We start from the raw sequence: 16095 nt of genomic DNA, 5'->3' as shown, positions 1-16095 counted from the left end.
TTAAATCTATTAGTATAAAAACAATCTATCCATTTGTGGACAGTATCTTATGCTGTTAAGTGTACCACTTATTAGAAATATAATCATTGATTTAGGTTCAAAAAAAAAGAAATTAAATTGATATTTTTTATCAATTTAATTTCTTTTTTAAACGGGTTAAATAAACTTAACGAACTTTTTGTTACTTGTAATATACTGTCCATTCCCGATATAGAAGCGGGTAATACCCTTATACTTAACAATTCGCTGCACATTTAGCTTAGTTGATTTCTTAACATAGGTGGAATTATTCCGATCGAACTTAGTTGCGGAATGAATTCTGATCCCCTTATTGTTAATTACTCGAACTTGCTTGGTAGCAGGAGTGCTTTGGTAATAAGTGTTAACAATATACTTCCGATTAGCAGTAATGTAGCCGCTGTATTTAGCAGCTTGACGTCCACTGATCAGTGCTTTGACATAGTAACGAATTAATCCAGATTTGGTCATTACGATCTTTTTGATCCGATATTGAATTGCATTCGTCCGTGAACGTTTAGGGTGTAATACCTTCCGTAAATGAGTGTTGAAAGTTGCTCCCTTATAGGAGTAAATCGAATCAGTTGCGTAGATATACTTAGGATGCTTGGCTAACTTAGCGTTGTAAGCCTTAAGGTAACCATCCCGATAACCCTTCGAGCGGTTCTTTAGCGAGCTTAGCGCTAGATAACTACTATTGGCCCTTTGTTTCCCAACGGCTGCTTGGCTTTGATACTTAACATATCCAGCACTAGCTCCTAGTGCATACGCCCTTTCGTATTGCGAAGCATCACTAGCAAGTGCAGTCGGTTGCTTACCATTATAACCAGCCTTGCTCCCGGCTAAATAGCCAGTCCGACCAGCAACATAAGCACTATCGGTTGCTAGATCGCCATTATTAATTTTCTTTTTAGCATCACTGATACCCTTCAAGAAATTATCGTAATTAGCAGAGGCACTGCTGGTGGCTGAGGAAGTAGTTGACGTTGCTGATGAAGCTGCCGATGACGTTGCCGAAGCGGAACTGGACGCAGCAGTCGAACTCGCTGATGATTGAACAGCTGAACTTTGACTACTGGAGATCAATCCAGCTGCTTGAGCAACGAATCCACTAAGCATCTCAGCAGCCGACTTAGCAACTACAGCAGCACTCACTGCAACACTAGCGGCACTACTTGCTGAATAACTAGCAGCATTGAATGCACTGTACGCACTAGCTGCATCGGCCCCTGCGGAATTAGCAACCGCAGCATATCCCTTGAACGTAGCAGCTAAACTATCACCTAATGAATAACTACCAGCAGCATAAGCACTAGAAGCAGCCAAGTATGCACTGTTAGCATTTGAACGCGCGGTCGTTACTACCATGTTAGCGTTGGATAATGCAGTCGCAGCACTAGCAGCTTGACTAGTGTAGACGCTGGCCTGACTCGCATTCCGACTAGCAACGATGCTTGCAGAATTAATCGTCAGGTTCAACCCACTAGCTTGACTATTCAAACTACTTAGTTGGGAGTTGGCAGGATTAGCAGCTGCATATGAGCTAATGCTACCAACCGCCGTGATGGCATAAACTTGATAACTATTGGCTTGTGATGCAGCAACACTGGCAACGGAGGCGTAATTATAAACGCTTGCCGTGGATTGAACTACGGTGGCGTTATAAGCACTTGCCTGGCTCACGGATGAGCTAATTGCAGCACTCGTAACCGCTAATGATTGTAATCCACCATTGGCACTTACCATCGTAGCAATCGCAGTAGCTGATTGGTTCACCTGGGCACTTGCTGAAGCAACTAGGTTAGTGGCCGAAACTGCAGTTAATGCATAGCTAGCAGCAGCTTGGCTGGCATTCGCTGCAGCCTGGCTGTTTTGCAGTGCGATCGCAGCTTGACTTTCAGCACTCACCATTGCCTGATGAGCAGCCTGACTAGCATTCGCAGCATTCACCGTGTCGCCTTGAGCAGCATAGCTGTTGGCAAGCGATGCGTTATTCGCATTCACCTGTGCATAGCTACTTGCAGCAGCCTTAGCCACGTTCGCAGCACTAGCAGCTTGACTAGCCTTCATCGTTTCAGCTTGGGCGGCTGAATTAGCGGAAGCGGCATTCACAGCGGCAGTCGAAGCAATTGCTGCTGCAGAACTGAGCGCTGAACTGACGGCGCTAATGCCAGGCACTGAAGAGTTCCCACTAGCAACGGCACTGGCTGATGCAGCAACACTGGCAGCTTTTTGCGCACCACTTTGAGCAGCACTCATTGCACTATTGGCAAGGGAAGCAGACGAACTAGCGTGGTTGCTTACATTGGCAGTCCCACTATAATCTTGGTTCGCTCCAGATGCAGCTACACTAGCAACGGAAGCTGCAGAACTGGCTAATGCAACGTCACTAGTAATGCTTTGCTGAGTCCCACTGGCAACGCTAGCGGCACTAACTGCACTTTGCAATGCAGATTGAGCGGTTGCATTAGCAGCCTTAGCATCATCCGCAGCACGACTGGCACTTTGCGATGCTTGTTGAACATCAGCAAGTGCGGACTGCACAGCAGCAGATGCTGAGGAGGCCGCTGTTTCAGCACTGACTGCCAAACTCGTCATTGTAGAAGCAGTCTGTGGATCAAGGTGATCAGCAGCGGATTGGGCCTTTGCTGCATATGAACTAGCAGCATCCCGTGCACTACTTGCGACCTGCGTTTGTTGATCAGCAATTGAACTAGCTGCTGATGCGCTTTGAACAGCAGCACTAGCAACTTGGCTAGCAGTAGCCGCTTGACTAACGGCTGCATTGACTGCACTAACTGCACTAGCAACTTGAAGATTGGCTGGATTAGCAGAAAGGATTTGTCCAGCAGAACTGGCAATTGCTGAGATACTTTGTACAGCAGCATCAGCAGTGCTTGCGGCAACGGTGATCGCAGATGATGCCGTTGTGATCGCTTGGCTATCGACACCAGCTGAATTAGCTGAGCGCGCAGCATTTACAGCGGCTTCGCTTGCCCGTTGCGCACTAACGCTCGCTTTAAATCCATCGGCGATCACATTAGCACTATCGACCGCAGCGGAGGCCTTAACAACGGCCGCGCTGGCATCGATAGCTGCGTTCTTAGCGACTTGAGCAGCACTGGCAGCCGCAGAACTAGCAAGCGAGGCTGCTTGACTATTTGCCCTAGCAGCCGCATTTTGATCAGCAACCGCATTGGCAGCTTGACTAGCAGCAAGGCTGTATTCAGCAGCACTTTGCATGTCACCTTGTGCAGCGTAGCTAATTGCTAGTGAAGCATTATCAGCATTTACCTTAGCAAAACTGCTTGCGGCATCACGAGCGGAGTTAGCAGCACTCGCAGCTGAACTAGCGTTTGTTAATTCACCCTGGGCGGTAGCATTTGCAGCGCTTGCGATTGAATTAGCAGCACTAGCGATTGCTAATGCAGAATCAGCACTTGCTAGCACCTGATCCATGCCAGGTGCTGCCGAGTAAGCAGCAGCAATCGAGTGGACGACGTTATTAAATGAATTAGCAGCTGAGGATGCATGTTCAGTAGTCGTAGCTGCACTACTTGCTAAAGAAGCCGATGAATTGGCGGCATTCGGTTCAGTCGCAGTGCCACTATAATCACGGTTAGCACCCGATGCTGCGGCACTAGCGTCAGCAACGGCGGTGCTTGCACGTGCAGTATCACTAGCCACGCTACTGTTCAACGTCCCAGCATGCCCAGCAGCAGCATTGGCATCATCTAAGGCTGCGTTGGCAGCTTCAGAAGCTGAGCTAGCAGTTGTCGAGGCACTAGCAGCGGTGCTTAATGCCTGTTCGACAGCGCTACGAGCGGAACTGACCGCTAAGGAGGCAGTCGAAGCAGCATTGGCCTTATCAATGGCAAGGCTAGTAGCAACGCTGGCTGCTTCAGGATCAAAGCGTTTAGCAGCATCTGATGCTACGGCTGCATATGAACTAGCGGCATCCCGTGCATCATTGGTGACCTTGGTTTGTTGATCAGCCACCTCACTTGCCGATGCAGCTAATGAAGCAGCAGCACTAGCCGCTTGGTTCGCTCCAGTTGCTTGACTCAATGCTGATTTAGCAACGCTAGCAGCACTGGCAACACTCTTGTTGGCTGGATTAGCACTAAGAACTTGATCGACTGAACTAGCAGCAATTGCAACGCTTTGCGTATTGGCTACAGCAGCGTTCGAGGCTGTCGCAATCGCTACTGAAGCATCAGTAATGGCGTTACTGTCGTTACCAGCAGAGATAGCAGCACTCTTTGCTCTTTCAAAGGCATCCGCAGCCTTTTGTGCACTAGCACTAGCATTGAAGCCATCAGCTAATAGTTGGGCATCACCCAATGCAGAATTAGCACTGGCCACTGCACTCGCAGCGATCGTTGCAGCTGCGCGCGCGGTACTTGCAAATTGTTCAGCAGCAACACTTGCGGAAGATGCTAACTGCCGATTGTGCTCAGCAATGGTGGCTTGTGATTCCGTAGCATCTGCTGCTTGACGCGCAGCAGTACTATACGAACTAGCGCTTGCGGTCTCACCTAATGCATTGTAACTATTGGCTAACGAAGCATTATCGGCATTGACCTTTGCAAAGCTGCTAGCCGCATCCCGTGCAGCATTGGCAGCACTAGCAGCCTGACTAGCATGATCTAATTCAGCTTGTGCACCATAATTAGCAACACTTACAGCAGCATTGGCTGATTGAACAGCTGCATTGGCAACGCTTGCGGCACTGATTGCTTGATCCATTCCAGAAACGCCTGGATGGTTATTTGCAATCGAGTTCACCGCTGCATTGGTTACACTAACGGTTGCAGATGCACTAGTGATAACAACAACCGCACTCGCAGCTAATGAAGCCGATGAACTAGCGTGATTGCTTTGGCTAGCAGTCCCGCTGTAATCACGGTTCGCAGCGGATGCAGCTGAGGAAGCGGCATTGGCAGCTTCACTAGCTCTTAAAACGTCCTTAGCAATCGCAGCACTGCCGTTACCAGCATTGGTAGCAGCCGTATTCGCACTTTGTAATGCGGCATTGGCAGCTTCATTGGCCGCCTTAGCAGCACTAGCCGCAGCATTCGCATTTTGCAATGCCTGTTCAACATCAGCGCGGGCTGACTTGACAGCTTCTGAAGCCGAGCTAGCAGCAGATTCCATTAATACTGCGTTACTAGTTGCGGCGCTTGCCGTTTCTGGATCGAAGTTCTTAGCAGCTGATTGTGCAATTGCTGCATATGAACTAGCGGCATCCCGTGCATCGTTAGCGGCCTTAGTTTCCTGATCGGCAACGACACTGGCGGATGTAGCGACGACGACCGCAGCACTAGCATTCTGCGTAGCGACACTCGCACTTGCAACCGCTTGGTTGGCAGCACTAACGGCACTAACGACTTGTTGATTGGTTGAGTTCTCAACAAGCAATGCGGCAGCTGAGGAAGCAGCGGTAATCGCACTTTGTTTATCAGCATTAACAGCATTCGCAGCATTGCTAACCGCTGATGATGCAGTCGTGATAGCTTGACTATCATTGCCAGCAGCACTCGCAGCCTGTTCAGCATTGGTAGCTGCTTGAGAAGCCCGTTGTGCACTAGTATTAGCATTGAAGCCATCTGCGAGAAGCTTTGCATCACTAACCGCTGAATTAGCGCTATTAGCTGCAGCACTGGCATTTGAAGCAGCTATCACTGCAGCTTGGGCGGCACTTTCAGCAGCCGAACTAGCAATAGATGCAGCTTGACTGTTCGCCTTAGCAATTGCAGCCTGTTCGGCAGCACTGTTAGCAGCTAAACTAGCGGCTTGACTGTGAACAGTTGCACTATCAGAGTTCCCAGTAGCAGCGTAGCTGATTGCAAGGGATGCATTCTCAGCATTCACCTGTGCAAAACTACTTGCCGCATCGCGAGCTGAATCAGCAGCACTCGCAGCTTGGCTCGCATTGGCTAATTCAGATTGGGCAGTTGATTGGGCAGCATTAGCTGTCGCATTTGCGGAGCTTGCGACTGATAATGCGTTTGCAACGTTTTGAATTGCCTGATCCATTCCGTCAATCCCAGGATGCTTAGCAGCAATTGAGTTCACAGCATCATTAGCTGAGTTCGCAATGGTATTTGCACTCGCAGCCGTGTTCGCAGCACTCGTTGATAATGAAACTGATGAACTTGCATTATTAGGTTCGGTTGCCGTCCCACTGTAGTCGCGGTTGGCAGCAGAAGCAGCAGAACTGGCATCTGCAACGGCGGTGCTTGCCCGTGCAGTATCACTAGCCACACTGCTGGTAAGCGTCCCAGCATGTCCGGCGGCAGAGTTGGCAGCATCTAGCGCCGTATTAGCAGCTTCGGATGCACTGATGGCAGCAAGTGAAGCGGCAGCTGCACTTTGCAGTGCTCGTTCTACATCAACTCGAGCAGCACTGGCAGCAGCGGCGGCTGAATTAGCAGCGGATTCCATTGCCACCGCGTTACTGGTAGCAACGCTAGCGGTTTCTGGATCGAAGTGCTTAGCGGCCGATGATGCTAATGCTGCATATGAACTAGCAGCATCACGTGCATCGTTCGCCACCTTGGTTTGTTGATCAGCAACCACGTTAGCAGATGAAGCGATCACGGTAGCAGCACTAGCTGATTGCGTTGCAGCATTCGCCTGAACAGTTGCTGAACTAGCAGCACTAGCGGCACTAATTACCGCTTGGTTCGTTGGATTAGCAGAAAGGACCTTATCAACCGCATCTGAGGCAGCGGCAACGCTTTGTGCATTATCCAAAGCAACGTTCGATGCTGTGTCGATCGCAACGGAATCACTATTAATGGCCTGTTGGTCATCTTGTGCCGCACTAGCAGCCTTTGCAGCATTTTCAGCGGCTGTGGCAGCACGTTGGGCACTGGAACCAGCATTGAAGCCGTCAGCAAGTAATTGTGCATCGCTACGAGCTGCGTTAGCGCTACCAATTGCATCTGAAGCAGCAATTGCAGCCGCACTGGCAAGGTTCGCATACCCTTCAGCAGCAACACTTGCAGATGATGCTAACTGACTGTTGGAATTAGCGATGGTTGCTTGGGCCGCAGCTGAATCAGCAGCTTGACTAGCAGCTTGACTGTAAGCAGCTGCACTGCTGGTGTTGCCCTGCGTTGCATAACTATTAGCAAGTTCGGCGTTGTCAGCATTGACCTTTGCAAAGCTGCTTGCCAAGTCACGAGCAACATTGGCTGCACTAGCAGCTTGACTAGCATTATCTAATTCATTCTGAGCAGCAGCAGTGGCAGATTTAGCAGTGCTATTCGCGGATTGGGCAACGGAATTTGCAACGCTGGCGTTACTTAAGGCCGTAGCCATTCCTGAAATTCCAGGGTTAGCACTCGCAATTGAGCTCACCGCACTGTTAACGGCACTGGTGATCGTCGCTGCACTATCAGTTATTAAAGCAGCGCTGGTTGCTAATGAGACCGACGAACTGACATGGTTACTTTCGGTCGCAGTCCCACTGTAATCACGGTTAGCACCTGATGCAGCAATCGCAGCGTCGTTTTGAGCAGCACTGGCTTTTGCCACATCCTTAGCAATGGCAGCACTAGTGTCACCAGCGGCTGCAACAGCTTCACTGGCGGCTTGTAATGCATTGTTAGCGGCGGAATTGGCGGCAGCAGCATTATTAGCAGCATCATTGGCGCTTTGTAAAGCCTGTTCCGCATTCGCCCGCGCAGCCTTCACTGCATCGGAAGCAGAACTAGCGGCTGTTTCTTGTTCAACCGCAAGACTGGTCATTGCAGATGCCGTTTCTGGATCGTTGTTATTAGCAGCTGATGAAGCAATGGCTGCATATGAACTAGCAGCATCGCGCGCATCGTTAGCCGCCTTAGTTTGTTGATCGGCAACCTGGCTGGCTGCACTAGCAGTTGCAGCGGCTTGGTGAGCAGCTTCGCTTGCGGCCGTAGCTTGACTGACCGCTTGGTTAGCTTCAGCAGCAGCGCTAACCACGTTTTGGTTTTGTTGATTATCAGCTAGGATTTGCGCTACTGATGAGGCAGTGGCAATCGCACTTTGCTTAGCAGCATCAACAGCATTGGAAGCCGTATTCACTGCAGAAGATGCATCGGTAATTGCTTGACTGTCAGTTGCAGCAGAGCTAGCGGCCTGCTTAGCATTTTCAGCAGCTTCGCTTGCCCGTTGTGCACTGGTGCTAGCGTTAAAGCCATCCGCTAATAGTTGGGCATCACCAGCTGCGGAGGTCGCCTGAACAACCGCAGCACTAGCTACAGAAGCAGCATCGGTGGCAATCTTAGCATAACTTTCAGCAGCAACACTAGCGGATGAAGCATTCGTGCTTTGTTGCTTAGCAATCGTTGCTTGAGCAGCAGCAGAATCAGCGGCCTGACTCGCAGCTAAGCTATAGGCACTCACTTTATCAATATTACCAACCGCAGCATAGCTTTTGGCAAGCGCAGCGTTATCAGCATTGACCTGTGCAAAGCTACTTGCTGCATCCCGCGCCACATTTGCAGCACTAGCGGCTTGACTGGCAGCGGCTAGGGCGGATTGAACAGCGGAGTTAGCACCAGTCGCTACGTCATTGGCGGAACTAGCGACGCTGTTAGCAGCAGTGGCCGCGCTGACCGCACTACTCATTCCTGAAACGGATGGGTGCGCAGTGGCCAGCGAGTTAACTGCACTAAGCGCAGAACTAGTGGTAGCAGCAGCGCTGTTCGTAACACTGACAGCACTACTTGCTAATTCAGCAGATGAGCTAGCGTAATTACTTTCGGTCGCAGTCCCACTGTAATCGCGATTAGCACCAGAAGCAGCGCTAGCGGCATCATCTACAGCCGCACTGGCTCTGGCAACGTTCTTGTCAATCGTTGCGTTGTTATTGAAAGCATCAGCGGCGGCATCTTGGGCAGCCTGCAATGCGTTATTTGCAGCGGTTTTCGCATCATTTGCAGCAGAATTAGCAACATTCGCGCTTTGCAGTGCTTGTTCAGCATTTGCCCGTGCAGATTTAACCGCATCGGAAGCAGATGATGCAGCCGTTTCTTGGACAATGGCGTTGCTAGTGGCTACGCTGGCCGTTTCTGGATCGAAGTTCTTAGCAGCGGATGCGGCAACGGCGGCATATGAACTAGCGGCATCGCGTGCGTCGTTAGCAACCTGCGTTTGTTGATCAGCAACTTGACTGGCGGCACTCGCGTTAGCAGCAGCAATGCTAGCGGCTTGGGTGGCAGCGCTAGCTTGACTGGCAGCTTGGTGCGCTGCGGAGGCAGCACTAATGATATTTTTGTTCTCTGGATTATTAGCTTGCATATTGGCAGCTGATGCAGCAGCAGCACTGGCGCTTTGCTTAGCAATATCAGCAGCAGTATAAGCCATATCGACAGCTGATGAGACATTAGTAATCGCTTGACTATCGGTCGCAGCTGATGCAGCAGCTTGCTTAGCATTTTCAGCGGCTTCGGAAGCCCGTTGCGCACTAGCACTGGCGTTAAAGCCATTTGCTAATAGGTTGGCATCGTCAACTGCAGAACTAGCCATCGAAAAGGCGATATTTGCTTGATTTACAGCAGATGTGGCTTGATTAGCATAACTTTCAGCAGCCATGCTAGCGGAGAAAGCAATCGCACTTTGGTCGTTCGCACTAGTAGCCTGAGCGGCAGCTGAATCAGCAGCAACGCTGGCGGCTTGACTGTAGAAGTTAGCACTATCAACGTTCCCCTCATTCGCAAAGCTATTGGCTAAGAATGCATTGGCAGCGTTAACTTGTGCATAGCTGGCCACGGCATCGCGCGCCACGTTAGCAGCACTGGCAGCTTGACTCGCTTTGGCTAATTCAGCTTGGGCAGCAGAGTTGGCAACACTGGCGGTCTGGTTTGCAGCACTCGCAGTGGCATCAGCAGAACCAGCATTCATGATTGCAGAGTTCATTCCAGAAAGCCCCGCATGTTGAGCGGCAATCGAGTTGATTGCACTAACGGCAGAACTAGTGGTTTCAGCAACACTGGCAGTGAATGAAGCCGCACTACTTGCAATCAAGGCCGATGAACTAGCATTTTGGCTTTGAATTTCGGCACCATTGTAATTACGGTTGGCACCAGCAGCAGCAGAGCTGGCATCAATAGCAGCATTGCTTATCCGTGCAATATCGTTAGCAACTCCCGCACTCGTAGCATTAACCTGGTCGACAGCCGATTGGGCTGCTTGAGTCGCCTGAGCAGTCGCACTATTTGCAGCACTGGCAGCTTGGACAGCTTGGCTGATGTTTTGTGCGGCCGCTTCAGCAGCTGCACGCGCAGATTGGACAGCAGCAGAAGCTGATTGGGCAGCCTGTTCTTGGGTAATTGCAAGGCTATTCAAGTAATCAGCAGTCGCAGGATCATGATCTAAGGCCGCGGATTGAGCCAATGAAGCATAGCTACTTGCCTGTTCCTTAGCAGCTTGGGCCGTTTGATTCTGTTGATCAGCAACGGAACTAGCGCTTTGGAACGTGCTTTGTGCGTCGGTGGCAGCTTGACTGGCAGCTACTGCTTGACTAGCAGCTGAATTAGCAGCCGAAGCAGCACTGGCAAGCGAACTGTTCTGCGAATGTGCAGCAAATAATTGGTTGGCCTCATCGGCAACACTGGCAGCTTGGATCGCGTTAACTGAAGCCGCACTGGATGCAGTATCGACCCCACTAGCTGTACTTACCACCGCTTGGTTATCGGCGTTGGCACCACTAGCAGCGATCGATGCATTCTGAGCTGCTTCGTTCGCCCGTTGCGCACTTGATCCAGCATTAAAGTCATTTACCAGCGATTGAGCCGCACTAGATGCACTGGCAGCATATTGAGCAGCGCTAGCGGCACTGATTGATGCACTCAGAGCATCTCGTGCATAACTTGAAGCAGCTTCACTGGCAGATGATGCCGATATACTATTTTCTTTGGCAGCGGATGCAAAGTTAGCAACGTCAACGGCAGCTTGACTAGCAGCCTGGCTGTACTTCGTCGCGTTTTCCACATCCCCAAGTGCAGCATAACTATTGGCTAATGAAGCGTTACTTGAGTTAACAGCAGCGGCACTCAATGCACCATCACGAGCAACATTGGCGGCAGAAGCAGCAACACTCGCCTTCGCCAATTCAGCTTGAGCACTAGCGTTTGCAACACTAGCAGTCGAACTAGCAACACTAGCATCGTTGGCAGCCTGAACGGCAGTGCTAACGGCACTGCTTACTCCTGAAACGTCGGAAGCGCTACTCATTAATTGCTCTGCACCATTTGCAGCAGCACTGGCAGCTTGGTTTGCACTTGCAGCATCATTTGCCACACTATTTGCAAGTGATGCGGATGAACTAGCGTGACTACTTTCGCTGCTAGTCCCACTGTAATCACGGTTGGCACCAGCGGCATCAGCTTCAGCATCTTCAGCGGCATTGGTTGCTTTTTCAATATCACTTGCAACACCAGAATTAGTAGCACTCGCCTGTTGAGCAGCATTAATGGCATCGGTTGCGGCCTTATTGGCGGCATCAGTAGCAACACTGGCGGCATTCGATGCATCAGCAGCGGATTGGGCAGCCTTTTGCGCATCTGACAATGCAGCCTTAACCGCATCAGAAGCAGTCGAAGCCACTTGTTCTTGAGCAATTGCTGAACTGGTCATTTCTGCAGCCGTCTTTGGATCGTGGTTATTAGCAGCCGATTGAGCCAAGTCAGCAAAGCTCTTAGCAGCGGAACTAGCTTGGTTGGCGATTGAGATTTGTTGATCAGCGGTAGTACTTGCTGATTGAGCCAATGAATATGCAGAATTAGCAGCAGAACTAGCGGCAACGGCCTGACTAGCAGCAACGGAAGCAGCACTCGAAGCGACTGCGACAGATTGGTTTTGCGGGTTGGCAACCACCAGGTCGAACGCCTTGCTAGAAGCCATTAGAGCATCCATGGCAGTACTATTAGCAGCACTAGATGCAACACTCGCATTATCATTTGCCGTGGTGATTGCTTGACTATCAGTCGCAGCTGAACTAGCAGCCTGCTTAGCATTTTCAGCGGCTTCGGATGCCCGTTGCGCACTGGAACCAGCGTTAAAGTCATCAACTAGTGATTGAGCAGCCTTGACCGCATTCGATGCATCGTTAGCAGCATCAGCAGCGGCAATGGAGGCATCTTTAGCAGTTATGGCATAACTAGCAGCAGCTGAGCTAGCATTAGCGGCAGCTTCACTGTGGTCCTTAGCAATCGAAGCTTGGGTTTCAGCAGCACTAGCGAAAGCATTGGCAGCCTGGCTATACTTAGCAGCATTTTCAACATCCCCAAGCGCCGCATAACTATTCGCCAATGAAGCGTTCGATGCATTAGCAGCAGCGGCAGCAATTGCGCTATCACGTGCAGCATCGGCATCGCTGGCGGCTTGCTTGGCCTTGGCTAATTCAGCTTGGGCGCTAGCATTTGCTTCACTCACAGCGGAATTAGCAGCACTGGTCTTAGCATATGCTTCGCTGGCAGCACTGATGGCCGAGTTCATTGATGGAACGCTTGAGTTTTGTGCAGCAATGCTACTTACCGCATAGACTGCTTGACTGGCAATTTGGTTGGCAGAACTAACCGCTACAGAAGCACTACTTGCTAATGAAGCCGATGAACTAGCATGCGCACTTTCGGTGACCGTTCCGCTGTAATCGCGGTTGGCACCAGAAGCAGCGGCGCTCGCATCAACGACGGCATTCGAAGCTCTTGCAACATCATTAGCCACGTTTTTATTCGTATCACCAGCAGTATTAGCAGCACTTGTGGCAGCATTGAGCTGGTTAGTTGCTTCACTAGCGGCAGATTGGGCAGCGGAATTAGCAGCACTGGCGTCCTTTGCAGCTTGATCAGCAGTCTCAAGAGCAGCACTGGCAGCGCTGGATGCTTGGTTCGCTAGGTTGGCTTGGGCAACGGCAGCACTGGCCAATTCAGCGGCGGTGGCTGAATCGTGATTATTCGCTGCTGATTGAGCTTGACTAGCCAACGAGTTCGCAGCACTGAATGCAGAATTAGCGATACTGGATTGTTGGTTCACGGTATCGTTGGCTGAACTGATCCGATCGTTAGCAGAACTGATCGTCTGTGCAGCAGAACTAGTCAATGCACTAGCTGAATCGGCAGCACTGGCGGCACTGACTACGGAACTATTATTTGGATTGTTAGAACGAAGCGTATCGGCTTGACTAGCGATAAGTGAGGTACTGTTGCTGTTCAACGAAGTGGTTTGCGCATTATTGGAAACTGCTTGACCATCGGCAGCCACCGCCCCACTGTTATCGGCAACCGCTTGGCTAGCTTGACTAGCTTCCTGGGCGGCATTCGATGCTCGTTTGGCACTTTGATCAGCATCGGCAGAGGCAGCCAGGTCTTGAGCCTGTTCAGCCGCACTTAACGCATTACTTTTGGCAACACTGGCGGCACTGTTGAACCCACTGGCCGCACTAGCATGGTCGTTAGCAGCATTACTGTGGTTCACAGCATCTTGACTCGCTTGACTAGCTGCTTGGGCCGCTTCAACGGCACTGTTAGCAGCTGCGCTGGCGGCTAAGCTGTACAGGTTCGCATTTTCACTATCCCCTTGATTAGCAGCATCAACGGCAGCAGCAGCCGCTTCGGAAGCAGCAACGGCGTAGGAACTAGCATTGCTGTTGGCAGCACTGGCCGTAGCGTTCGCACTCGCTGCAAGGTTCGCTTCGGATTCAGCAGCTTGGTGGGCAGCGTTAGCAGAATTGGCGGCACTCGCTGCGGCTTGGTCAGCGGCACTAGCAGCTTGAAGGGCCGCACTCATTCCAAAAACCTCACCATGTTTAGCGACCGCTTCGGACGCAGCAACAGCTTGGTTGTAGGCATCATGAGCAACACTGGCACTTTGGGATGCAGCAGAGTCGGCTTGGCTCGCACTTAATGAAGCCGCACTCGTCGCATTCGCAGCTGAGTTGGCCCCGTTATTAGCAGCGCTGGCTTGACTCGCAGCACTGGCAGCCAATTCGTTATTGGCGTTGGCTTGATCGATCGTGGCACTGGCTGATTCGGCAGCACTTACAGCAGTTGAATTAGCGGCACTGGCGATTGTAGCCTGTTGACTGGCCTGGTTGGCTAATTCGACCGCAGCATTGGAAGCGTTTGCGGCACTATCAGCAGCAGATTTGGCCTGGTTAGCTTGTTGGCTGGCGACTTGGTTGGCGCTACTTGCTTGATCGGCTAATGATGCCGCAGCGGATTTGTCGGCTTGCTTAGCAGCAGAACTGGCCTGTGCTGCAAAATCATTTGCAACTGAAGCAGCGGAACTAGCCTGTTGAGCAGCATTAGATGCCGATGCACTCGCTGAGTTGGCAATTGCGGATTGAGCATTAGCACTACTGATCAATTGATCAATGGCTTGACTCGCCGAATTAGCAACTGAAGCAGCGGAACTAATGACCGTATTTTGCGAGTGACTGGCAGCTTGAGCGGCGGCTTCGGCAGCAGCAGTTGAAGCGGCTTGTGAAAAGCCACTCGTCTTCGCATTCGTTTCATCAGTGGCCTTCGAATCATTTTGGGCCGCGGATGCATACCAATCAGCGTCGACTACGGTCGCATTCGCTTGACTCGCAGCTGAAGAAGCCCGATCACCATTTTGACTGGCATCGATCGAACCAGCTAATGATTGTGCAGCTTGGGCGGCAGATTGAGCGGTTGAATTGGCCTGACTGGCAGCGGTACTAGCTTGAATGACTTGATCAGACTGTTGACTAGCAACGACGCTCGCAGAGTTGACCGTGCTCAACGCGGTGCTAGCGGCACTCGCAGCTGAATTGGCAGCTTCGGTATTTTGCTTAGCGGTATTGCTGAATTGATCAGCAGTCGATTGATCACCTGCTTGAGCGGCGCTAATGGCCTGACTAGCAGCACTAGATGCATCATTGTAGTATTTCGCTGCATCTTGAGCCGCGGTGCTAGCGGTGTTATTAGCAGCGCTGGCAACCTGGTTGGCACTATTAGCGAGGCTCGCAGCAGCATCAGCCTGACTTGCGGCCTCGGAAGCAGCACTCGCGGCACTGGCAGCAGTTGAATTAGCATTGCTAATGCCAGCATCGCTGTAACTGTTGGCAACTGCACTCGCCACTTCAGCAGCTTGGGAGGCTGCTTCAGCAGAAGTAGCAGCATCACTGGCATTCAAGGCGGCTGAACTAACAGCGTTGCTGGTTGCGGTAAATGATTGTCCCGCTTGATCAGCTTGGGCGGAAGCTTGTGAATTGGCCGTCGATGCAGTATTGACATCGTTATTGACCCCATCAGACGTCTGGTTAGCGGAATCAGCGGCAGCACTGGCGGTGTTATAGGCACTTTGCGCCAATGCGGACGCTGCATCGGCAGCATTCGAAGCTGCGATCGCCTTACTTGCGGCGGCATCAGCATCACTTGCGGCTTGGCTAGCGGCTGCGATCGAACGGTTTGCTTCGTTAGCGTATTGGCTGGCTTGATCGGCAAAACTAGCGGCGGCACTAGGATCGTTGTTCACGGCGGCAGAGCTAGCTTGTTGCGCTAGTGAATCGGCAATTTCAGCATTTGAAACCGCCAATGAAGTCGCTTCAGCAGCCTTACTATTGGCGTTACTTGCCGCAATCGTCGCTGCGTTTTTATCATCCTTTGCTGCGCTCGCCTGGGCAGTAGCCTCACTAGCAGCCTGGGCAGCACTGGAAATCGTTGCATTGCTTGGGTAATTAGAAAGTAGGTCGGCCACTGAGCCATTGGTCTGGCCCACACTATCAATCACTGGTTGCATATCACTAGCCGTATCGTTGGTCAGTGAAGTCGAACTATCGGCTTGGCTACGGTAGCTATCAGTCACGGTAGCGTTGCTGTGAGCGGCATTGGCAGCGTTACTTGCCCGATCCTTGCTTTCGTTAGCATTGGCGGACCCGGCTGCTGATTGAGCGGATTGAGTAGCGTTACTCATCGCTTGAGCAGCCTGGCTCAATTGATCCGCTGCAGAAGCTGCTTGGGCCGCATAACTAGATGCAGCTTGGCTCGCATTCGCTGCTACACTCGATGCCGTTTGCACAGCGTTCGAAGCACTAGCGGCGGAATCGGCAGCTTGACTTGC

1 protein-coding gene (running past one end of the window) is annotated in these 16095 nt (G+C 51.3%); it reads right to left on the bottom strand.

Annotated features, from left to right (window positions below; translation table 11 throughout):
• Positions 1-156: 156 nt before the first annotated feature.
• Positions 157-16095: the 3' portion of a DUF5776 domain-containing protein gene (locus tag ACSYTE_RS01945; protein WP_491717040.1), read on the bottom strand. 12369 nt of this gene lie beyond the right edge of the window; 15939 of the gene's 28308 nt are visible here — the last part of the coding sequence; its start codon lies off the right edge, out of view — the gene reads right to left on this strand; it ends in the stop codon at positions 157-159.

This window comes from Nicoliella sp. ESL1120, assembly GCF_058508515.1.
This window is presented reverse-complemented; position numbering and strand designations above follow the sequence as displayed.